Source organism: Streptomyces sp. NPDC007863, assembly GCF_040633895.1.
Classification (GTDB): domain Bacteria; phylum Actinomycetota; class Actinomycetes; order Streptomycetales; family Streptomycetaceae; genus Streptomyces.
The window spans coordinates 88,994-109,703 of the sequence record NZ_JBEYEI010000010.1; the positions used below are offsets into that span (position 1 = coordinate 88,994).

Genomic DNA, 20,710 nt, shown 5'->3' on the forward strand with positions numbered 1-20,710 from the left:
AGGGCCGTCGCGTCGCCGCCGGTCCACACGGGACTTCTAGGATCGGCGGCATGACGACACGACTCGTACAGATCAACATGAAGGCCCGGGACGACTCCGCGCTCGGCCGGTTCTGGGCGGAGGCACTCGGCTGGGGTGTCGACAGCGAGGGGCCCGGCGTGACCAACCTCGAACCCGTGGGCTTCGCCTACCCCGACCCCACGGCCGTCTGCATCGACCTGGTCGCCCGTCCGGAACCCAAGACGTCGAAGAACCGCGTCCACCTCGATCTGGCCACGACGTCGGCCGCCCATCAGGCCGAGCTGGTCGAGCGTCTGAAGGCTCTCGGCGCGACACTCGCCGACGTGGGTCAGGGCGACGTCCCCTGGACGGTCATGGCCGACCCGGAAGGCAACGAGTTCTGCGTCCTCGAGCCCCGTCCGCTCTACCGGGACACCGGGCCGATCGCCGCGGTGGTGGTCGACTGCGCCGACCCGGGGGAGCTGGCCCGGTTCTGGGACGAGGCGATGGACTGGACGCTCCACGAGGTCACCGACGACCACGCGAGGATGCGGTCCGCCAAGGGAGTCGGCCCCTACCTGGAGTTCGTCCGCACGCCCGACACCAAGAGCGGGTGGAACCGCGTCCACCTCGACGTCAGGCCCTACCCCGGCGACGACCTGGCCGCGGAGGCGGACCGGCTGCGCGCCCTGGGCGCCACCGACCCCGCCCTGGACCGGTCCGCCATCCACTGGACGGTGCTGGCGGACCCGGAGGGCAACGAGTTCTGCCTCCTCAGCCCTCGCTGACCGCTCGCCGGTCCCTCGCCGGCCCGGTGGCGGCCCAGGAGGCGAGCAGGCGCAGGGCTTCCTCGGAGGGGGAGGCGGGTTCGGCGGTGTAGACGGTCATGTGGAGGCCGGGTTCGGCGGCGAGGTCGAGGGCTTCGTAGGCGAGGGTGAGGTCGCCGACGGTGGGGTGGTGGAAGCGTTTGGTGCCGGTGCCGGTGCCGTGGCGGCGGACGTCGTGGGCGCCCCAGCGGGTGCGGAAGTCCTTGCTGCGGGTGGACAGCTCGCCGACGAGGTCGTGCAGGTCCTTGTCGTGGGGGTCGCGGCCGGCTTCGCGGCGCAGTATGGCGACGGCCATGTCGGCGAAGAGGTCCCAGTCGGGGTAGAAGCGGCGGGTGGCGGGGTCGAGGAACTGGAAGCGGGCCAGGTTGGCCTGGTTGTCGGGGTTGGCGTACAGGTCGGTGTAGAAGGCGCGGGCCAGCGGGTTGACGGCCAGGACGTCCATGCGGCCGTTGGAGACGACCGCGGGCCCTGCGGTGATCGCGTCGAGGGTCCACTGCAGGCTGGGGTGGGCCTTCCACTGCCGTGGGGCCGGGCGGCGGCGGGGGCGGGTGAGGGCGTCCGTGCCGTCGGCGGCCTGGGCCAGGTGCAGCAGGTGGGCGCGCTCGGCGTCGTCGAGCCGGAGGGCGCGGGCGACGGCTTCGAGGACGGCCGGTGAGGCGCCGGCGAGGTTGCCCCGTTCGAGTTTGGCGTAGTACTCGACGCTCATGTCGGCCAGGGCCGCGACCTCGCTCCGGCGCAGTCCCGGCACCCGCCGCCGGGTGCCGGCCGGAAGGCCCGCCTGTTCGGGGCTGATCTTCGCGCGCCGCGAGGTGAGGAACTCACGGACCTGCTCCTGGTTGTCCATGTCTTCGACGGTACGACCCGCGCGCCGCGCAAGGGATGTACTGGCAGTACACGTCTCACTGGTGACTCGCTGCCCTCCGGAATCAGCGGTTCCCTGGAATCCGGACTGCGGGGGCCGCCAGGCGTGCGGCCCCTTCGACGACGGAAGGTTTCACCATGCGCGGTGCAGTGATCCACGCCCCCGGCGACGTGCGTTTCGAGGAGCTGGACGACCCCACGATCCTCAAGCCGACCGACGCGATCATCCGGACGGCCGTCACCTGTGTGTGCGGTTCCGACCTGTGGCCCTGGCGCGGTCTGGACGCGACCACCGACCCGCACCCGATGGGCCACGAGTACGTGGGCTTCGTCGAGGAGGTCGGATCCGAGGTCAGCGGCCTCGCTCCCGGCCGGTTCGTCGTCGGCTCCTTCGCCACCTCCGACAACACCTGCGCGAACTGTGCCCGCGGTTTCCAGTCGAACTGTCTGCACCGGGAGTTCATGTCGACCTGCCAGGCCGAGTACATCCGCGTCCCGAACGCCCAGGGCACCCTCGTGGCGCTCGACGAGACGCCGGACGAGTCGCTGTGGCCGGGCCTGCTGGCGCTGTCGGACGTGATGGGCACCGGCTGGTGGGCCGCCGACGCCGCCGAGGTGCGGCCCGGCTCGACCGCCGTGGTCGTCGGCGACGGCGCGGTGGGTCTGTCCGGCGTGCTCGCGGCCAGGGAGATGGGCGCGGAGCGGATCATCGCGATGAGCCGCCACGAGTCCCGCCAGAAGCTGGCCGTCGCCTTCGGCGCCACCGACATCGTCACCGAGCGCGGCGAGGAGGGCGTCGCCCGGATCAAGGAGATGACCGGCGGCATCGGCGCCGACTCCGTCCTGGAGTGCGTCGGCACCGCCCAGGCCATGAGCCAGGCCCTCCGCTCCACCCGCCCCGGCGGCAACGTCGGCTTCGTCGGCGTCCCGCACGACGTGACCGTCGACGGCGAGGAGCTGTTCCACTCCCACGTCGGCCTGCGCGGCGGCCCCGCCCCCGTCCGCCGCTACCTCCCCGACCTCATCGACCGCGTCCTGTCGGGCCGCATCGACCCGGGGAAGGTCTTCGACCTCACCCTCCCGCTGGAGCGGGTCGCGGACGGCTACCGGGCCATGGACGAACGCCGCGCGATCAAGGCCCTCCTCAAGCCCTGACGGCAGGCCTCCGGCCGGGCGCCGGCTCGCCCGGGGCGGGGGGGGCCGGCGCCCGGTCTCCGGGCAGGTTCCCTACGACCTCGCCGCCCGGACCGTCGAGCCTGGGTGGGCGCCGTCCGTGGGCGGCACGGTGCGGAGGCGCCGGGAGCGGAGGACCAGGAGGAGTTCGAAGCGGCGGTCGGGGTCGTCGAGGGCGTCGCCCCACAGTTCCCGGATCTGGCGGAGGCGGTAGCGGGCGGTCTGGGGGTGGACGCCGAGGCGGTGGGCGACCTCCGGGGCGCCGCCGGAGGTCTCGATCCAGGCCAGGAGGGTGTCGGCGAGGCGCCTCGCCTGGGTGGGGGCGACGTCGTTCAGGGGGGTGAGGCACCGCGCGGCCACGGCGTCGACCAGGTCGTGGGAGGGGAGCAGGAGCAGTTCCTCCATGCGGTCGGTGCAGTGCTGCACCTCGCCGTGCGGCAGGAGGCCCTCCTCGGTCAGGGTGACGGCGGTCTCCGCCCAGCGGAGGGAGGCCACGGCGGAGGCGAGGGGCACGGTCGGGCCGATGGCCCCCGACCAGCCGGCGGTGGCGTGGCGGACGTGGTCGACGCGCCCGGCGGTGTCCGGGTCGGGGATGACCAGGCGCGGCTGTTCGCTCTCCATGTCGAGGAGGATCCCCCGGCCGAGGGCGGGGGCGACGGCCTCCCGCGCGGGCCGGATCAGGAGCCCGACGGCGACGGTGGCCGGGAGCTCCCAGCCGATCCGCGCGGCGCGCTCTCCAAGGGCCTGGGCGGGGTCGGCGTGCGGGCCGGACAGGAGCCGGTCGATCAGTCTGCGCTGCAGGCGCAGGCGCTCGCCCTCCTGGCGGGCCGCCGCCTCGGCGTAGCCGCGTACCGACTGTTCGACCAGGCCGTCCAGGTACTTGAAGCCGGACTCGGCGAGTTCGTACATGGCGGGCGCGGCGATGTCGACCTGCTGGCCGATCTCGGCGAACCTGCGCCAGGCCAGGCGTACGCCGAGGCGGTAGACGGCCTGGAGGGAGTCCAGACTGCGTCCGTTCAGGCCCTCTCCCCGGCCGAACTCCTGGAAGACCTCGGACGGCACGCGCGGGTCGGCGGCTCCGGCGCCGGACGCGAGGTGGTGGACGAAGCCCTCGATGGCCCGCCGGATCCCGACGAGGGCCTTGGGCTCGCCGGACTCCCCCTCCACGAGGCGCAGTTCGGGGAACTCCTGGCGGATGGCGCGGAGGATCTCGTGGGCCAGGGCGGACGATTCGGCCAGTGCGACGTCGGCGAACCGGTCCATCTGCGGGCGGGGCACCTCACTCCAGGCGAGTCGGGTCATCGGCTCGCCGGGGTGGTCTCGTAGGTGACCAGGGGGACGTTGGGCTGCTCCGGAACGCTGTCGAGCAGGGACACGATCCCGAAGGAGGCGCCCACGGCGCACATCGCGGCGATCACGACGGTTCCTGTTGCTGCGATCAGTCTGCGCATGGTGTCGGGTCAGCTCCTCGCTGGAGTCGTCCCCCTCCCGGCGCCCCCACGCCGACCGACAGTGTTGACAGTACATTGACAGCGAGTCAAGTGCTGCCTAGCGTCTTCGGCCACAAGGACCTCGACCGGGTCCTGGGGTCCGTGCGTCTCCGCGAGAGTTCTCGAACCAGGAGTCCCGGATGCGCCGTACCGCTTCACCCTTGTCCCTGATCCTGCTGGGAGCAGGAGTCTTTCTGCTGGTCCTCGCGCCGCTGCTGGTGGCGCATGTCCTGCCGGAGGCGAAACGCACTCCGCTCGACATCGACACGACGACCGTCTTCACGGGTACCGGCAGCTACTTCGACACCTCCCTGCTCACGACCGTGGACGACCGGCGGATCACCATCACCCGGCAGGTCCGCGGCGACGTCTCCGACGGCGTGCGGAGCGGGAAGGCCGTGTGGAACGTGTCGACGTCGGTGGACACCGACGCCACGCTGCCCGCCTCCGACACCCGCGACTCGCTCCAGTGGTCCCTGGAGCGCTGGGTGACGGACCGGCGCACCAACGAGCCGGCGCACTGCTGCGGCGAGACGCCGGTCTTCGACGGCGAGGCGTACCTGAAGTTCCCCTTCGACGTCGAGCGGCGCGATTACCGCTGGTGGGACGGCACGCTCGGCGGCGTCGTCCTCCTCCGTCACACGGGTCCCGGCACCGTGCAGGGGCATCGGGGCCTGCGTTTCACCGGTACGGTCCCCGCCACCCGTACGGGCGTGCGCCAGGTCCCGGGCAAGCTCGTCGGCCTGCCGGAGCGGCCGCAGGTCCTCGCCGAGGAGTGGTACGAGAACACCGGCATCGAGCTGGTGGTCGACCAGCCCACCGGCCGCATCCTGTACGCGGCCATCGGGCCCCGGAAGACGCTGCGGGCCCCGGAGGCGGACGAGGACGCCGTCGTCCTGCTCTCCAGCGACAAGATCGCGTTCACCGAGGCGACCCAGCACCGTCAGGTGGAGCTGGCGGCCTCGGACGGCAGGCGGCTGAAACTGCTCGGCAGCGTCGTCCCGGCGGTGGCCGGGTTGTTCGGCGCGGTGCTCGCGCTGGTCGGCGGGATCCTGGTGGCGCGCGGGCGTGTCCGGCCGATCGGCGCGACGGATGCTCACTTGTCGACACATCCCCGCGCCTGAGCGGTCACCAAGTTGTCATACCGGTGAGTAGCCCCGGGGTGATCGGCTGGCGAAGACTGGCGTTCCCCATCAAGCACGGCCCCACCCCGGTCGCCCCTGTCCGCCTCCCTGCCTGCCCGTTCCACCGTCCCCGTCTCACCGTCCCCGTCCCCGTCCCCGTCCCCGTCCCCGCCCGTCGGAGCCGGCCTTCCCTGGCCGGTCCGCCGGTTCCGTTCCGTCCCCTTCCGGCCTCGCCGGGCCGCACCGACTCCCTTCCCGTCGGTTCCCCGCCCTTCTCTCTCCCCGCCGCTTCCCCGCGCCCGCACGAGTTGGAGCACGCATGCCCCAGCACGTCCCACCCCCGCAGCTCACTCCCGCCCCGCCGCCCCCGCTCCCCCAAGCCCTGACGGGACGCGTCCAGAGCCGCGCCCGCCGGAGCGAACCACCGCGGCGTGTCGTCTTCCTCGCCCACCGTGGCGTCGGGAACCCCGCCGCGGGCGGCTCGGAACTCCTCATCGACCAGATCGCCACCGGGCTGACCGAGTTCGGCCACGACGTCACGCTGCTGTGCGGCGGGACGGCGGCGCCGCGCCCGTACCGCGTCGTGTCGGCCGGAGGCCCGTTCGGGCACTTCGTCACCGCGCGCTCCGCCTTTCGGCGGCACATCGGGTCGTGCGACCTGCTCGTCGAGGTGTGCAACGGCATGCCGTACCTGTCGCCTCTGTGGCACCGCGGTCCTACGGTGTGCCTCGTCAACCACGTCCACACGGACCTGTGGGGGATGCGGTTCCCCCGGCCGATGGCCCGCACCGGCCGGCTGCTCGAACAGTGGGCGCTCGCCCGGGCCCACCGGGGCAACCTCCTGGTCGCGGTCTCCCCCTCGACGGAGGCGGCGCTGCACGGCATCGGAGTGCCCCCGGAGCGGATCCGTGTGGTGCACAACGGCGTTCACGATCCGGCGCCGCGCACGGCACGGTCGCCGGAGCCGGTGTTCCTCGCCCTCGGGCGGCTGGTCGACTACAAGCGCGTCGACCTGCTGCTGCGCCTGTGGGAACGCGTCCGACCGGTGACCGGCGGCCGGCTGGTCGTCGTCGGCGACGGCCCCGAACGCGAGCGGCTGCGGCGGCTCGCGGGCGACGGCGTCGAGTTCACCGGCCACGTGTCCGAGGAGGAGAAGCACCGTCTGCTGTGCGAGGCGTGGCTCCTGCTGCACCCCGCGGCCGTCGAGGGCTGGGGCCTCGTCGTCACCGAGGCGGGTGCCCGCGGCACGCCGACGCTCGGGTTCGACGTGCCCGGTCTCCGGGACTCCGTACGCGACGGCGTCACGGGCGTCCTCGCCCGGGGGGAGTCGTCGTTCGCGGCCGCGTGGTGCGCCCTGGCCCTGGACACCGGCCGACGCGAGGCGATGGGCGAGGCCGCGGCTCGGCTCGCCGCGGAGTTCCGGTGGAGCCGTACCGTACGACGGTTCCGCGCCATCGCGTCGGAGGCCGTCGAGACGGCCGGGCCGCCTCCGGGCCGGGGCGGGCGCGCGGAAGGCGCGCGCCGATGAGAGATCCGTCCTTCGGCCGTTCCCTGGCGCTGTTCCGGGCCTTCCTCCGCGAGCAGGACGACCCCCGGGCGGCGTACGAGCTGCTCGCGCGGGACGCGGCCGACCAGGTCGAGCGGCTGGTGCCGCTGAAGGGCCGGGTCGTCGTGGACGTCGGCGGCGGGAGCGGCTACTTCACCCGGGAGTTCCGCCGCCGGGGCGCGCACGGCTACCTCTTCGAACCCGATCCGGCCGAGCTCGCGCCGGCCGGGTTCGAACGGGTGGCGGGGTCCGCGCGGACGGCCGTCGTCGCGGACGGCTATCTCCTCCCGCTCGCCGACGGCGTCGCGGACGTCTGTTTCTCGTCCAACGTCCTGGAGCACGTGCGGGACCCCGCCACCTTCCTCAGCGAGCTGGTGCGGGTGACCCGGCCCGGCGGCCTGATCTACGTCTCGTTCACCAACTGGCTCTCGCCGTGGGGCGGTCACGAGTGGGCGCCCTGGCACTACCTGGGCGCCGAGCGGGCGCGGGCCCGCTACGAGCGGCGTACCGGCCGGGCGGCCAAGCACCGGCTCGGCGAGAACCTGTTCGCGATCGGCGTCGGCCCCACCCTGCGTCATGTCCGGGGGCGGGACGACGTCGAGATCCTCTCCGCGCGCTCGCGCTACTGGCCGGTGCTGCCCGGGGTCGTCACCCGGATTCCGGTGGTCCGCGAGTTCGCGACCTGGAACCTTCTCCTTCTCCTTCGGCGGTGCCCATGACCAGCCTCGTTCCTGTCCGCCCACCGGCCCCGCCCGGGCGTGCGTCCCGGCGGTGGCTGTTCGGTTTCTGGGCCGCGGTGTTCGCGGCCTTCCTGGCGGTCTCGCCCGGCCGGATGACGTTCGACACGAAGCTGGGCGTCGTCACCGATCCGTGGAAGTTCCTCGCGGACCTGGGTCAGTTGTGGCACGACCGGGCCGGATTCGGGGGGATCGCCGACCAGTACATCGGCTACGTGATCCCGATGCTGCCGTTCCACGCGGCGGCCGACCTCGTGCGGCTGCCGGTCTGGCTGGCCGAGCGGCTCTGGCTGTCGGTCGTGGTCACGACCGCGTTCTGGGGCGCCCTGCGGCTGGCGGAACGGTTCGGCGTCGGGTCGTCGGCGTCGCGTGCGGCCGGCGCGGCCGTCTACGCGCTGTGGCCGACGTACACGATCATCGTCGGCTCCACCTCGGCCGCCGCGCTGCCCGGCGCGCTGCTGCCGTGGGTGCTGCTGCCGCTGACGCACCCGGGCACGAGCCCGCGGCTCGCCGCGGCCCGCTCGGCGCTGCTCATCCCGCTGATGGGCGGGGTGAACGCCGCCTCCACGCTGGCCTCGCTGCTGCCCGTGGGCCTGTATCTGCTGTCCCGGCCGGCCGGTCCCCGCAAGCGGGCGCTGATCGCCTGGTGGACGCCGGGCGTGATCCTGGCGACGGCCTGGTGGATCGTGCCGCTGCTGCTCCTCGGGGCGTACGGCGAGAACTTCATGCCGTACGTGGAGACCTCCCGTACGACGACGGCGACCATGTCGGCGACCGAGGTGCTGCGCGGCGCGGGGAACTGGGTGGGCTACCTCCACTTCGGCGAGGCGTGGCTGCCCGCCGGCTGGACGGTCGCCACCTCGGCCGTCGTGGTGGCCGGTTCGGCGCTGGCCGCGGCCCTCGGCCTGGCGGGGATCGCCCGCCGGGACGTGCCGGAGCGGCGATGGCTGGTGCTGACCGTCTCCGTCACCGCGCTGATCACGCTGGCCGGGTACGGGGGCGCTCTCGGCGGCCCCTTCCACGCGACGGTGCGGGAGTGGCTGGACGGGCCGCTGGTGCCGTTCCGGAACATCTACAAGTTCCAGACCGGGGTGGCGCTCGCGCTGGCCCTCGGGGTGGCACACCTGCTCGCCGTGGCGCTCCCCCGGGCCGTGCCGGTCCGGGTCAGGCGTCTGGCGCCCGCCGTGGCCGCCGTGCTCGTCCTGCCGGGGCTGGCCTGGCCGTACCTCAACGGCACGATCCTCCAGCCCGGCGCGTTCCGGAAGCTTCCCTCGCACTGGGAGGCGACCGCGGACTGGCTGGCGGAGCACGCCCCCGAGGACCGTGCCCTCGTCGTGCCGGCGACCGCCCACGGCATCTACACCTGGGGGTCGCCGATCGACCAGCCCCTGGACGTGCTGGCCCGGTCCCCCTGGGCGCAGCGCGACTACGTGCCCTTCGGCACGCCCGGCAACCGGCGCGTCCTGGACGCCGTGGAGCAGGCGCTGGCGTCCGGCGGCGAGGTCCCCGGCCTCGCGGCGTACCTCGCGCGGGCGGGGCTCTACCACGTGGTCGTCCGCAACGACCTCGACCCGGACCAGGTCGGGCACGTGCCCACGGCGACGGTGAAGCGGAGCCTGGAGGCGTCCGGCTATCGCCGGGTGACCGGCTTCGGTCCGCTGCTGACCGACGGCCGCATCCCGGACGGCACGCCGTTGCAGGTCGAGGGGCTGTACCCGCGTCAGCGTGCGGTCGAGATATACGCTCCGCCGGCCGGCACCCCGCGTCCGGGACCGGTGCGGATGTCGCCGGCGGCGGACACGGCCGTGGTCAGCGGCGGGCCCGAGTCGCTGCTTCCCCTGTCGGCGTCGGGCGCCGTGACCGGCCGGCCGACGGTCCTGGCCGGTGACGCCCACCCGGGGGTGGACGCGCCGTCGCTGTACGCGGCCGGCGACGGGCTGCGCCGGGCGGACACCCGGTTCGGTCTCGTGAACGCCGGAACGTCCCACACCTACACCGCCGAAGAGCGCAACGCTCCCGAAGCGGAGCAGGACCCGGGCGCGGAGCCGCGCCAGATCCTGCCCACGTCCGACGCCGCCCGCCAGACCACCGCCGTCCTGCGCGGCGCGCGGTCCGTGACCGCGTCCTCGATCGGCAACTGGCTCTTCCACCTGCCCCAGTACGACCCCGTCAACGCCTTCGACGGAAACCCGGACACCGCCTGGGCCGAGGGTTCCCCCGGGGCGCCCCGGGGCGAATGGCTGCGGATCGCCTTCGACACCCCGGTCACGATCCCCGCGACGCTGGACCTGACCCCGCTGCCCAGCGGCGAGGTGCGTGCCGCGCCCACGCTGGTGAAGGTCGAGACCGATCGCGGCAGCGCGGTCGTCCCGCTGAGGCCCGACGGCGGCACCCAGCGCGTCGCCGCGCCGCAGGGCGAGGCGACCTGGCTGAAGCTGACGATCCTCGACGCCCAGCAGGGCCGTCCCGGGCTCACCGGCGCCGGTTTCGCCGAGGTCTCGGTGCCGGGCGTGCAGGTGACCCGGATGCTGCGGCTGCCGGCCGACGCGCCGCCGGACGTCGACGGGCCGGTGACGTACACGCTGAACCGCGGCAGCGACCCCGGCGGCCTGTCCGCCGTGCCCGCCGAGGTGGGGCTGCACCGGCAGTTCACCGCCGCCAGGTCCGGCGACTACACCGTGCGGGCCACCGCCCTGCCCGTACCGGGCAAGGAACTCGACGACCTGCTGTTCGCGCTCACCGGGCGGCGGGAGCAGATCGTCGTGAGCGCGGACTCGACCGCGCGGCTCGGCACGAACCTGAGCCCGCGCAACCTCACCGACGGTGACCTGACCACGGCGTGGGTGGCCGGCGACCGGCCCGTGCTCCGGCTGTCCTGGCCGGAGAAGACCGCGGTCGGCGAGATCGTGCTCGCCGCGTCCGGCGGCCTCGCGACCCGCCCCGAGCAGCTGCGGATCAGCTCGCCGGACGGCGCCGCCATCGCGTCCGTGGACGACAACGGGGTGGCGCGGTTCGCCGCCATCACCACCGACCGGATGGACATCACCATCTCCAGGGCCGCGCCGCTGACCCTGCACCATCCGGTCGCGGACCGGCAGCTGCAGCTGCCGGTGGGGCTGAGCGAGCTGCACATCCCGGCCCTGGAGAAGTACCGGGCGCCGCAGCCCGACCCCGCACGGCGGTTCACCCTGCCCTGCGGGAAGGGCCCGGTCGTCTCCGTCGACGGCCGGTTCCTGGAGACGCGCGCCGAGGGCCGGATCCGGGACCTCACCGAGCGGCGTCCGATCGCCGTCTCCCTCTGCACCGACGGCGGCGGGATCTCGCTCGCCCGCAGCACCCACACCGTCGAGGCCGGGGACACCGGCCCCCTCGCGGTCACCCGCGTGGACCTGACGAGCGGTACGCCTCGGGCCGCCGCGCCCGCGCCGCGCGAGGTGGAGGCCGTCTCGGGCGGCGGCGACCGGCGCACGGTGCGGGTCGGCGCGGGCGAGGCCTCGTACCTCCAGCTCCACGAGAACCACAACGCGGGCTGGACGGCCGTGCTCGGCGGACGGGAGCTCGACCCCCTGCGCGTCGACGGCTGGCAGCAGGCGTGGCTGGTCCCGGCCGGCGCGGGCGGGACCGTGACGCTGGTGTACGAGCCGTCCCGCCTGTACTCCGCCGGTCTGACCGTCGCCGCGGTGTCGCTGCTGGTGCTCGCCGGGCTCGCGCTGTTCCGCGCCCGGCGCCGGACGGCCGGCGGCGACGGCCCCGGCGGCGGGACCAGGCGCGGGAGCGGAACCGAGGGTGCTCTCGGCGCCGCGCCCGAGCCGCCCGCGCCCGGGCTGCTGCTCGGCACCGTGGTCCTGACCCTCGTCGGGGTGGTGATCGCGGGACCGGTGGCGGCGCTCGTCCCCGTGCTCGCGGTGGTCGCCTGGCTCCGTCCGGCCCTGCTCGCGCCGCTCGCCTTCGCGGCGATGACGGGCGCGGGGGTGGCCGCCCTGACCGGTGGCGCGGCCGTCCTGGACGAGGGAGCGTACGGGGCGACGGCCCAACTCCTCGCGCTGACCGCCCTGTTCGCCGCGCTCGTGACGGTACGCCGGGGGTACGACTCCGGGACCGGCGCCCACCGCGCCGGGTCGGCCGGTCCACGCCCCGGGTCGTACGGACCGGGGGCCCGTCCCGGAGAGGAGAAGGACTGATGGCCACCGACCGGCGGACGCGCGCCGCGGGCCCGCCCGTACCGGAGCCGCTCCCACGGGTGCCGTTCACCGTCGCGGACGAGATCGCCCGGCACTGCGCCGACGCCCGCGAGCCGAACACGGTGCACATCGAGCTGCATCTGCCGGGCCGCGTGGCGCGGGACCGGCTGTGCGCGGCGTTCGACCAGGCGCTTTCCCTGCACCCCCGGGTGCTGATGCGGGAGCGGCGGCGTGGGCCGTTCGCCCGGCGCTACGAGTGGGAGCTGACCGACCGGGCCCGCCCGGACGTGGTGGTCTTCCCGCCGTGCGAGCCCGGCGCGCTCGCCCGGGCCCGGCTCCGGGCCCTCGCCGAGCCCCCGTCGCTGGCGGACCCTCCGCCGCTGCGTCTGGAGGTCGTCGAGGAACCGGACGCGGAGGGCTGCGTGCTGCTGCTCGCGCTGCACCACACGGCACTCGACGGGCCCGCCGGTCTGCGGATCGTCGCGACGGCCGCCGAGCTCTACGGCGGCCGGACCTCCCCGCCGGCCGCCCCGCCGACCCGTCCCCCGGCCGGAGCGCCGCCCCGGCCCGGGGGCCGGGGGGCCGCGGTCGCCCGTGTCGCGGCCGGAAGCCCCGGCCCGGCTCCCGGCAACTCCCTGCTGGTCACCGAACTGCCGGTGCCACGCCGCCCGTCCGGCGCCGCGCACACCGTGAACGACCAGCTGATGGTCGCCACGGCACTGACCGTCGCCGACTGGAACCGCCGCCAGGGGGCGCCCGAACGCCCCCTGCGCCTCACCATGCCCGTCGACGACCGAGGCCGGGGGCCCGAGATGCCGATCGGCAACGGCACCCGGCTCGTCGAGGTCGCCTACGACCCGGCGGAGGTCCGGCCGGGCACCGACGTCGGCGCCCTGCTCCGGGCCACGGCCGGACGCACCCGCGCGCTCAAGGCCCTGGACCGGCCGCCCCTGGGGCGTACCGCCGAACTGCTCACCTCCCCGGTCCTTCCGGTCGCCGCCCGCGCGGTCCTGGCCCGGGGCGCACGCCGGCTGGGGACCCCGTGGATCTCCACCACGCTGCTCAGCAACCTCGGCAGGATCCCCTATCCGATGGACTTCGGCGACGCGGGCCGGGCCTCCGCCGTGTGGGTGTCGGCGCCGGCCGCCATGCCACGCGGCCTGACCTTCACGACCGCCTCGACGGGCGGCCGGCTGCACCTGGTGGTGCGGTGGTCCCGGACCCTCCTGGGGGACGAGGACGGCCGCCGGATCACCGAGACCTTCGCCGACCGGCTGGCGGCGACCGATGCGGAGGCACTGTGAACCCGGACCGGGGCGAGGCCGCGACGACCGGCGGTGCGAGGGCGGCGACGGCCCCGGTGGACACCGCCACGGCCGACGGCGGGGTGGGACAGGGCACGCGGGCCCACGCTGACGCCCCCGGCTCCGCCCCCTCGGCCGGGCTGCGCGACTTCTACGAGAACCCGGCCGTGCCCGTCGCGTCCGGCGACGCCCGCAGCCTGCGTCAGGCGCGGCTCCTGGCCCGGGCGCTCGCCCGGCCCGGGGCGCTGGTGCTCGACGTCGGCTGCGGCGACGGCACCGCGGCGGCGACGGCGGGCCCGGTCCTCGCCGGGCACCGGATCGTCGGCGTGGACTGGTCGCAGGACGCGCTGCGCCGTGCCCGGCCGCGGATGAGCGCCGTCGTCCGGGGCGAACTGGACGACGGGAGGCTGCCGTTCGCCGACGGCTGCGCGGACGCGGTGCTGTTCAGCGAGGTCGTCGAGCACCTGGTCGACCCGGACGGCGCCCTCGACGAGCTGCGGCGCGTGCTGCGCCCGGGCGGCCATCTGATGCTCTCCACCCCCAACCTCGCCGCCTGGTACAACCGGGCGTTCCTGCTGGCCGGCCGGCAGCCGGTGTTCTCGGAGGTGAGTCTGCGCGGCATCCACGGGCGGCCCGGCACCGAAGTGGTCGGTCACCTGAGGCTGTTCACGGCGGGGGCGCTCCGCTCGTTCCTGAGGTCGGCCGGGTTCGAGGACGTCCGGATCTCCGGTGCGCCGTTCCACGGCGTCCCGCGCGGGCTGCGCCTGGTCGACCGGGCGGCGTGCGCGGTGCCGTCCGCGGCGTCCATCCTGCTGGCGCACGCCCGGCGGAGGTGACGCCGTGTGGTGGGGAGTGGCGGCGGCGCTGACGGCCAACGTGCTGTACAGCGTCGGCTTCGTCCTGGAGAAGCGGGCGCTCGGGGCGCTGCCCGCCCTCTCGGCGGGGCGGCCGGTGCGCGCCGTCGCCGCGCTGCTCACCAGCCCTCTGTGGACGGCGGGCGCGCTGGCGCTCGCCGCCGGGTTCGCCGCCCAGCTGTTCGTGTACCGGGCGCTGCCGATCGCCGCGGCCCAGGGAATCTTCGTCTCCGGGCTCGTGCTGCTGCTCCTGCTGTCGTCCTCGGTGCTGGGCGAGCGTCCCTCGGGCCGCGAGCGCCAGGCGGTCGGCGTGGTGCTGGTGGCCCTGCTGATGGTCGTGGCGTCGGTCCGCGAGGACGACGAGGTCGCGAGCGGGGACGCGCCCTGGTCCGTGGCGCTCCTGGTGTCCGTGCCGACGCTCGCGGCCGGCGTGGCCCTGTACGGCCAGGTGGAGCGGCGGGCGCGCCGCCGCCACCGCGTGCCGACGAACGGCATCGGGTACGGCGTCGCCGTCGGCCTCCTGTACGGCGTCAGTTCGCTCGCCATCAAGGGCGTCTCGGGGCGGCTCGCCGCCGCGGGCGTGCCCGAGGCGGCGAAGGCGCTGCTCGGTTCGCCGTACCCGTACCTGCTCCTGTTCACCGCCGGCGCCGGGCTCGTCATGTCCCAGACGGCGCTCCAGCGTTGCCGTGCCACCTTGATCGTGCCCGTGTGCACCACGGTGACGTGCCTGTACACCGCCGTGGTGGGGACGCTGGCCTTCGGCGAACGGCTACCGGACGATCCGCTCCTGCTGTGCCTGCGCACCGCGGGCACGGCCCTGGCCCTGGCCGTCCTGCTCCTGCTGCCCCGCCACGACCCGCCGCCCGACCCGGCGCCGGCTCCCCCGTCGCCCGACCGGCGCCGCCGAGGGCGGCGCCGTCACTCACCCGACAGCGAGGACCCCCATGTCTCCCCTCTCTCCCACGACGCCCACGCCTCCTCCTCCGTCCACTCCTCCCGCTCCGTCCACCCCTCCCCCGGCGTTCGACGCCACGCTGCTCCGTATCCTGGCCTGCCCTCTCGACAAGGGCCCGCTCACGCTGACGGCCGACCGGGACGCGCTCCATAACCCCCGGCTGCGGCTCCGCTACCCGATCGTGGACGGCATCCCCCAGCTCCTGCCGTCGTCCGGGCAACGGGATTCCTGACCGACCGGTACCCACCGCCGCCGGCCGTGGCGGTGGGGACCGGTCGGCCCGTCGGTCCGTCAGCCGGTCAGGGACGTCCACATGGTCAGGGGGCGGTCCTCGACCGTGATCTGGTCCTCGTGGCCGCGGCCGTCGCGGATCACGATGATCCGGTACTTGTCCTGGTGGAAGACCCAGAAGAGGCTCAGGCCGTTGATCCGCTGCATGTCGGGGACGGCCAGGAACTCGTCGACCCGGGTGATCCCGGTCAGCGAGCGCCACAGGTCCAGCCCGCGGTCGCCGCGCTCGACGGCGTCCTGGTGTCCCCGGCCGTCGGCGACCGAGATGAGGCGGTAGACCTGGGCGCCCATCAGGGTGTGGAACACCCAGTAGTAGCTCTTGCCGCCGGTCCGCTGCATGTCGGGGACCGGCAGGAAGGCGTCGACCTGCTCCACGCCGTTGAGCGAGACCCACGCGGAGAGGGAGCGGTCCGCGCGGTCGATCCGGGCGGCCTGCTCGGGCGGGAGCCCGCTCTCGGCGCCGTCGGCGATCGAGATCAGCCGGTAGACCTGCCGGCCCTCGACCGTGTGGAACAGCCAGAAGCGGCTGCGGCCGTCGACCCGCTGCTCGTCCGGGACGGGCAGGATCGCGTCGACCTTCGTCACCCCGGCGTAGCAGGGCCAGGTGGTCAGGGGCCGATCCGGGCGTTCCCGGACGTCCGTGTGGTCGTCGCCGTCGGCGATGGAGAGGGTCCGGCAGACGGGGGTGCCGTCGCCGCCCGTCCCGTACGCCCAGTACCAGCTCTTGCCGCCGGCCCGCTGGAGGTCGGGGATGGGCAGGAAGGCGTCGGTCGTGCGGACGACGGCGGGCGGCTTGTCGGTGAGCCGGCCGTCGCCCAGGAGCCGTAGCAGTCGAAGGGACGGCACGAAGGCGTACACGGACCCTTCGGTGACCACGAATTGACTGAGCGTCAACTTTGTGGTCTTCCCCGGCGTCTCGAAGCTGAGCGTGCCGGCGGCGCCGACCATTCCGTCGGGCCCCGGCTTCTCGGTCCGGTTCGGCGGGAAGTTCGGGCTGTCGATCCATGCCTTCTGGATGAACTCGAACTGCTGGACGAGGTCCGACTGGTAGCAGACGAAGAGCAGGCCGCGCTTCTCGTCGGGTCCGCCGGGCCCCTCCGAGGCGGGGTCGAAGGGCGCGCCGTAGGGGGCGCCGCGGCGGATGATCCGACGGCGGTCCATGACCGGGTTCTCGTCGAACGGCCGGTCCCCCGGCCGTTCCTGGAGGCCGTCGCGGGGGTTGGTCTTGCGCAGGTGCGAGAAGAGCGGGGTGCGGAAGCCCTCGGGGTCGTCGCGGTAGCCGAAGTCGTTGTCCTCGCCGGCCAGCGCGTTGGAGGGGCGGTCGGCGTTGGGGCAGGTGGCGACGGGGGTGCCAGAGCGCCACCGGCCGACGAGGCGGGCGGCCAGCCATTCGGACGTGGCCTCGGGCGGCACCACCTTCGCGTTCTTGAGCACCTTCAACTGCCCGGCCACCTGCGACCAGAAGCCCGGGACGTCCTGGCCGAGCCGGCGCACCACCTGGAAGGTGCCGTTGTCGGTCCACTCGGGGGTCTCGCGCGGCTCGCCGTCGACCCGGTCGAGACCGACGACGAATTCGCCGGGCGGGATCAGCCGGGTACCGTGGTGGCCCTTGACGTACTCGGGCTTGACCGGGTCCGGTTCGTCGAAGCCGATCACGCCGGGCTCGCTGACGCCGTCCTTGAAGCCGAAGTGCTCCTTGCCCCTGCGGGTGCCGGGGAGGGTGGCGGCGTCCTGCTGGAAGACGATCACGATCTTCGCCCCGGCGCAGGCCTCGCGCTGCTGCCGGACCGCCGTCTGGAGGTCCTGGAGCGTGTCGGAGGCGACGGTGAGGACGGCGTGGACGGACTCTCCCTTGCCGTTGCCGAAGAGCCACATCTCGGGCGAGCTGTCGCCGGTGTCGCCCAGGGCCCGCTTGTCCGAGCCCTGCTTGAAGGCCTCCAGGCCGCTGCCGGCCGCGACGGACGGCAGCGGGTCCTTCCCGGTCAGCTCGCGCAGCCCCTCGTAGGTGAAGCTCACGTTCATCCACGTGGCCCGCAGCGCCTTCGGATCGTCGCCCGCCGACGCCTTCCGCGCCATGCTGAACGCGGCGTTGAAGGTCGCCACCTGCCGCGTCGTGGAGATCTGCGGTTCCAGCGCCTTGACCCAGGCGCGCGCCCTCGCCGGATCCTCGAATTTGAGGAAGAGCAGGGTCATCTGGTCCTTCTTGAATCCGGCGAGCACATCGCCCTGGATGTCGTCGCTCTCGCGCAGCCTGAGATCGTCCGCCATGGTCCCTCCAGAAGATCGACACCTCCACGCCGTCGTTGCGCAGAGTGATCTGCAACGTATGCGACCCCTGGAGGCCGAGGGGACGCCGATCGCACCCTTCACTCGTTCACCGCCGACAAACGGGCTGGTCAGGGGGCGCACGGGGCGCATCGGGGCGCTTTCGGCGCTCGGATCACCCACCTGCGTCGGCCAGGGCGACAGCCCGTCGACGCGCCGGAACACTGAGTCGCGTCACTGTCCGTGAACACGCGGCAGTCCTGTCACCGGCGTTCCCCGACGAGTCCCCGTCGCCGGAACCGCCGCGCCGTCCCCACCCGACAAGGAGCCCCATGCCCCCCGGAAACCCACCGCCGTCCGCCCGCCGCGGACTGGCCACGGCGATCTCCCTCTGCGTGGCCACCGCCATGGCCGCCTCCATGGCCGTGATGTCGGCCGGACCCGTCGCCCACGCCGGTCACGGAGAGGCGGACCACGGCGACGCGTTCCCGTACGCCCCCGCCTCCCGTGCGGCGAAGGCCCCCGTGGCCGTCGACCCGGCCGAGGCCGCGACGCTCGGCGAGGAGCACGCCGAGGATCACGCCCGCACCCGCAAGGCGATGGCCGACGTGGGCGAGTACCCGCAGACGACCCGGACGGCGCGGCTCGGCGCCCTGACCGCCTCGCAGGAGAAGGCCAACGCCTCCTTCGACGCCTCGGAGTTCGGCCGCTTCCGCGAGTACTTCCAGTCCCCGGACTTCGCGGCCCACATCGCGCTGCTGCCCACCGGCAAGGTCCTGCTGTTCTCCTTCGAGCGGATCGAGGTCAACCCGCAGAAGGAACCGGCCCCCACCGACACGATCGGCAAGCCGAACGCCGGCCGCGCCTGGATCTGGGACCCCGCCAAGGGGACCGGCGCCGACGCGTTCACCGAGAAGAAGCCGCCGGTCGTCAACATGCCCGACGGCAAGAACGAGCCCCGCCCCGCCCCGTTCTTCTGCGCCGGCCACTCCTTCCTGCCCAACGGCATGCTCGGGGTCTTCGGCGGCAACCTCGGCGGCAACGGCGGCTCCGGCGCCAAGCTGTCGCTGGTCTTCGACCCCTGGGCGGAGGAGTGGTACCTGAACAAGGACATGTCCGTCGGCCGGTGGTACCCCAGCGTCGTCACCGGCGCGGACGGGCGTCAGGTCATCATGTCCGGGCAGTCGGAGCTCGGCTGGGGCACCCCCACCCCGGTGGTCGAGCGCTTCCCCGCCGCGAACCAGGCCGTGCCCTTCGACAAGTCGGTCAAGCCGAATGGCTGGCCGGTGGACAAGCTCAAGACCGAGGCCCCGTTCAAGTGGGACTACCCCCACCTGTTCTCCCTGCGGGACGGCAAGATCTACGGTCTCGGCCGCTCCGTGGACCAGCAGTGGACCTTCGACACCGCCACCGACACCAGGTCCGACCTGCCGAACCGTCCGGACGTCAACAAGAACATGCCCGGCCCCGACGGCGGGGAATGGCGGCGCAACTACGGCTCCGCGGTCCCCCTCCCGGCCGGCTTCCGGGGCCCCGACTCGGTCCTGGTCCTGGGCGGCGACCGCAACGACCCCCACACCTACCGCCTGGCCGGCGGCAAGTGGAACACCGAGAAGCCCCGCGCCTTCGGCCGCACCCAGGACGACACCCTCCTCCTGCCCAACGGCAACCTGCTCACCGTCAACGGCGCCTTCGACATCCGCGACTACGGCAACGGACCGTACAACCCCAACGCCGACCTCAAGTACCGCCAGGTCGAACTGCGCGACGAGAACGGCGACTGGAAGCTCGGCCCCGTGCAGCGGCTCCCGCGCGGTTACCACTCCAACGCCGTGGTCCTCCCGGACGGCCGCGTCATGATCACCGGCGACGAGCTCCAGCAGCTCGCCAACGACCCCGACATCACCGACAACAACAACGGAAGCATCGAGATCTACGAGCCGGCCTACCTCCACCAGGGCAGCCGCCCCCAGCTCGGTCTGGTCTTCAACCCCACCGTCGGCTACAACGAGAAGATCACGGTGAGCACCAGTACGCCGGGCGACGTCACCCGCGCCGTGCTGCTCGCCCCGACCACCGCGACGCACTCGGTCAACACCAGCCAGCGCCACCTCGAACTGCGCATCAAGAGCCGCGGCGGCAACTTCCTGGAGCTCCAGGCCCCGCCGAACGCGGCCGCCGCCCCGCCCGGCCACTACATGCTCTTCCTCCTGAACGAGGAGGGCGCCCCGAGCAAGGCCGGCTGGGTCCAGCTCAAGCCGCCGACGGCGGCCACCGCCAAGGCCGCGGCTTCCGCTGCCGCCACCGCCAAGACCAAGGCGTCCGGGGACTGACCTCCACCCCCGCGATTCGGGCCCCCAGCCTCGTCCCCGGTGCTGGGGGCCCTGCGCGTGCCGCCGAGGGCTCCGGTGCGACGGATCGATCGGCGTACCGCCGGCCCGTCAGCCCGTCAGCCGGCGCACCAGGGCCACCGCGTCGTCCGTACGGCCCGCTCCGCACGTGCGCAGGATCTCGGCGAGTCCGGGGTGGCGGGCCGCGACCAGGTCGGCGGCGTCCAGGAGGTCGACCGCGCCCGAGGCCGCGGTGAGGAGTTCGCGCAGCCTCCGGACGAACCGGAGGTCGGCTTCCGGACCCGGCCCGGTGGCCGTCTCGGCGGGCGGGGCCGCCGACACGACGGCGGCGCCGAGGGAGTCCTGTCCGGGGGTACGGCTGGACCGCACCTCCGCGAGCCGCCCCGCCACGGCGTCGGGGGGTACGGAGCCGGCGCGGACCTCGTGGGCGAGGTGGAGCGCGGCGGAGAGCCGGGCCGCGGCGTCGGGGTTGGCGATGCGGGCGCGCTGGCCGCGCATCACGAGGCTGAGCATGGCGGGCGAGATCCCGAGGACCTCGGCGAGACCGGACTGGGTCACTCCGAACAGGGCGCACAGGTCCCGGCAGAGCTCCCCGAGAGGGGCGCCGTACCACTGACGCTGGAGTTCCAGATTGCGTGCTGTCGTGGTCTGGTCCATCCCGACACGCTAGGAGCAGGGATTGACACTTGTCAAAGGGAGTTTTCATGTGTCAATCTCTCGGGCGAAGGACACCTCTAGCTGATTGGTCGTC

15 protein-coding genes and 1 pseudogene are annotated in these 20,710 nt (G+C 73.9%); 11 read left to right on the forward strand and 5 right to left on the reverse strand.

Annotated features, from left to right (window positions below; genetic code table 11):
• Nucleotides 1-50 precede the first annotated feature (50 nt).
• Nucleotides 51-788, forward strand: a complete 738-nt coding sequence (locus tag ABZ621_RS17385; RefSeq protein WP_360605264.1) for a VOC family protein — start codon at nt 51-53, stop codon at nt 786-788.
• Here the strand turns inward: ABZ621_RS17385 and ABZ621_RS17390 are convergent.
• A complete protein-coding gene (locus ABZ621_RS17390) occupies nt 775-1,671 on the reverse strand; it encodes a helix-turn-helix transcriptional regulator (protein WP_360605266.1) in 897 nt (298 codons plus the stop codon). The genes ABZ621_RS17385 and ABZ621_RS17390 overlap by 14 nt on opposite strands.
• A 155-nt stretch (nt 1,672-1,826) precedes the next feature.
• On the opposite strand from ABZ621_RS17390, the gene ABZ621_RS17395 reads away from it, so the two are divergent.
• Complete coding sequence (locus tag ABZ621_RS17395) at nt 1,827-2,843, forward strand: zinc-dependent alcohol dehydrogenase family protein (protein ID WP_360605268.1); 1,017 nt, start codon at nt 1,827-1,829, stop codon at nt 2,841-2,843.
• A gap of 72 nt (nt 2,844-2,915) precedes the next feature.
• Here ABZ621_RS17395 and ABZ621_RS17400 read toward each other — a convergent pair whose 3' ends face one another.
• Nucleotides 2,916-4,163 carry a helix-turn-helix domain-containing protein gene (locus ABZ621_RS17400; protein ID WP_360605270.1) on the reverse strand — a complete coding sequence of 416 codons (1,248 nt, stop codon included), beginning with the start codon at nt 4,161-4,163 and terminating at the stop codon, nt 2,916-2,918.
• Nucleotides 4,160-4,312, reverse strand: coding sequence for a hypothetical protein (locus ABZ621_RS17405; RefSeq protein WP_169092054.1), 153 nt, complete (start codon nt 4,310-4,312; stop codon nt 4,160-4,162). The genes ABZ621_RS17400 and ABZ621_RS17405 overlap by 4 nt, the downstream gene beginning before the upstream one ends.
• A gap of 179 nt (nt 4,313-4,491) precedes the next feature.
• Here ABZ621_RS17405 and ABZ621_RS17410 point away from each other — a divergent pair, with 179 nt between their 5' ends.
• From ABZ621_RS17410 to ABZ621_RS17445, 8 genes and pseudogenes are all read left to right on the forward strand, one after another.
• Nucleotides 4,492-5,475: a DUF3068 domain-containing protein gene (locus ABZ621_RS17410; RefSeq protein WP_360605272.1), complete on the forward strand. Its 984-nt coding sequence runs from the start codon at nt 4,492-4,494 to the stop codon at nt 5,473-5,475.
• A gap of 319 nt (nt 5,476-5,794) precedes the next feature.
• Nucleotides 5,795-7,003: a glycosyltransferase family 4 protein gene (locus ABZ621_RS17415; protein WP_360605274.1), complete on the forward strand. Its 1,209-nt coding sequence runs from the start codon at nt 5,795-5,797 to the stop codon at nt 7,001-7,003.
• Complete coding sequence (locus tag ABZ621_RS17420) at nt 7,000-7,740, forward strand: class I SAM-dependent methyltransferase (RefSeq protein ID WP_360605276.1); 741 nt, start codon at nt 7,000-7,002, stop codon at nt 7,738-7,740. The genes ABZ621_RS17415 and ABZ621_RS17420 overlap by 4 nt, the downstream gene beginning before the upstream one ends.
• A complete protein-coding gene (locus ABZ621_RS17425) occupies nt 7,737-11,939 on the forward strand; it encodes an alpha-(1->3)-arabinofuranosyltransferase family protein (protein ID WP_360605278.1) in 4,203 nt (1,400 codons plus the stop codon). The genes ABZ621_RS17420 and ABZ621_RS17425 overlap by 4 nt, the downstream gene beginning before the upstream one ends.
• Nucleotides 11,939-13,243 carry a condensation protein gene (locus tag ABZ621_RS17430; protein WP_360605280.1) on the forward strand — a complete coding sequence of 435 codons (1,305 nt, stop codon included), beginning with the start codon at nt 11,939-11,941 and terminating at the stop codon, nt 13,241-13,243. The genes ABZ621_RS17425 and ABZ621_RS17430 overlap by 1 nt, the downstream gene beginning before the upstream one ends.
• 83 nt (nt 13,244-13,326) lie before the next feature.
• The gene (locus ABZ621_RS17435) at nt 13,327-14,079 is read left to right on the forward strand and encodes a class I SAM-dependent methyltransferase (protein WP_360605610.1); all 753 of its coding nucleotides are present in this window, start codon (nt 13,327-13,329) and stop codon (nt 14,077-14,079) included.
• 4 nt (nt 14,080-14,083) lie between these two features.
• Nucleotides 14,084-14,977: pseudogene (locus tag ABZ621_RS17440) on the forward strand (hypothetical protein); the annotation flags it as partial.
• A 154-nt stretch (nt 14,978-15,131) separates the two neighbouring features.
• A complete protein-coding gene (locus tag ABZ621_RS17445; RefSeq protein WP_360605612.1) occupies nt 15,132-15,284 on the forward strand; it encodes a Trm112 family protein in 153 nt (50 codons plus the stop codon).
• 59 nt (nt 15,285-15,343) lie between these two features.
• On the opposite strand, the gene ABZ621_RS17450 is transcribed toward ABZ621_RS17445, so the two are convergent.
• Nucleotides 15,344-17,611, reverse strand: a complete 2,268-nt coding sequence (locus ABZ621_RS17450) for a Dyp-type peroxidase (protein WP_360605282.1) — start codon at nt 17,609-17,611, stop codon at nt 15,344-15,346.
• A 329-nt stretch (nt 17,612-17,940) separates the two neighbouring features.
• On the opposite strand from ABZ621_RS17450, the gene ABZ621_RS17455 reads away from it, so the two are divergent.
• A complete protein-coding gene (locus ABZ621_RS17455) occupies nt 17,941-19,941 on the forward strand; it encodes a galactose oxidase-like domain-containing protein (protein WP_360605284.1) in 2,001 nt (666 codons plus the stop codon).
• A 108-nt stretch (nt 19,942-20,049) separates the two neighbouring features.
• Here ABZ621_RS17455 and ABZ621_RS17460 read toward each other — a convergent pair whose 3' ends face one another.
• Complete coding sequence (locus tag ABZ621_RS17460; protein ID WP_360605286.1) at nt 20,050-20,616, reverse strand: DNA-binding protein; 567 nt, start codon at nt 20,614-20,616, stop codon at nt 20,050-20,052.
• Nucleotides 20,617-20,710: the final 94 nt, after the last annotated feature.

Excerpts from the sequence above, each read along its gene's own strand:
- ABZ621_RS17395 (WP_360605268.1), top strand. The coding sequence starts at position 1,827 with ATGCGCGGTGCAGTGATCCACGCCCCCGGCGACGTGCGTTTCGAGGAG.
- ABZ621_RS17430 (WP_360605280.1), top strand. The coding sequence starts at position 11,939 with ATGGCCACCGACCGGCGGACGCGCGCCGCGGGCCCGCCCGTACCGGAG.
- ABZ621_RS17455 (WP_360605284.1), top strand. The coding sequence starts at position 17,941 with ATGCCCCCCGGAAACCCACCGCCGTCCGCCCGCCGCGGACTGGCCACG.
- ABZ621_RS17460 (WP_360605286.1), bottom strand. The coding sequence starts at position 20,616 with ATGGACCAGACCACGACAGCACGCAATCTGGAACTCCAGCGTCAGTGG.
- ABZ621_RS17415 (WP_360605274.1), top strand. The coding sequence starts at position 5,795 with ATGCCCCAGCACGTCCCACCCCCGCAGCTCACTCCCGCCCCGCCGCCC.
- ABZ621_RS17410 (WP_360605272.1), top strand. The coding sequence starts at position 4,492 with ATGCGCCGTACCGCTTCACCCTTGTCCCTGATCCTGCTGGGAGCAGGA.
- ABZ621_RS17390 (WP_360605266.1), bottom strand. The coding sequence starts at position 1,671 with ATGGACAACCAGGAGCAGGTCCGTGAGTTCCTCACCTCGCGGCGCGCG.
- ABZ621_RS17420 (WP_360605276.1), top strand. The coding sequence starts at position 7,000 with ATGAGAGATCCGTCCTTCGGCCGTTCCCTGGCGCTGTTCCGGGCCTTC.
- ABZ621_RS17385 (WP_360605264.1), top strand. The coding sequence starts at position 51 with ATGACGACACGACTCGTACAGATCAACATGAAGGCCCGGGACGACTCC.
- ABZ621_RS17405 (WP_169092054.1), bottom strand. The coding sequence starts at position 4,312 with ATGCGCAGACTGATCGCAGCAACAGGAACCGTCGTGATCGCCGCGATG.
- ABZ621_RS17400 (WP_360605270.1), bottom strand. The coding sequence starts at position 4,163 with ATGACCCGACTCGCCTGGAGTGAGGTGCCCCGCCCGCAGATGGACCGG.
- ABZ621_RS17425 (WP_360605278.1), top strand. The coding sequence starts at position 7,737 with ATGACCAGCCTCGTTCCTGTCCGCCCACCGGCCCCGCCCGGGCGTGCG.
- ABZ621_RS17450 (WP_360605282.1), bottom strand. The coding sequence starts at position 17,611 with ATGGCGGACGATCTCAGGCTGCGCGAGAGCGACGACATCCAGGGCGAT.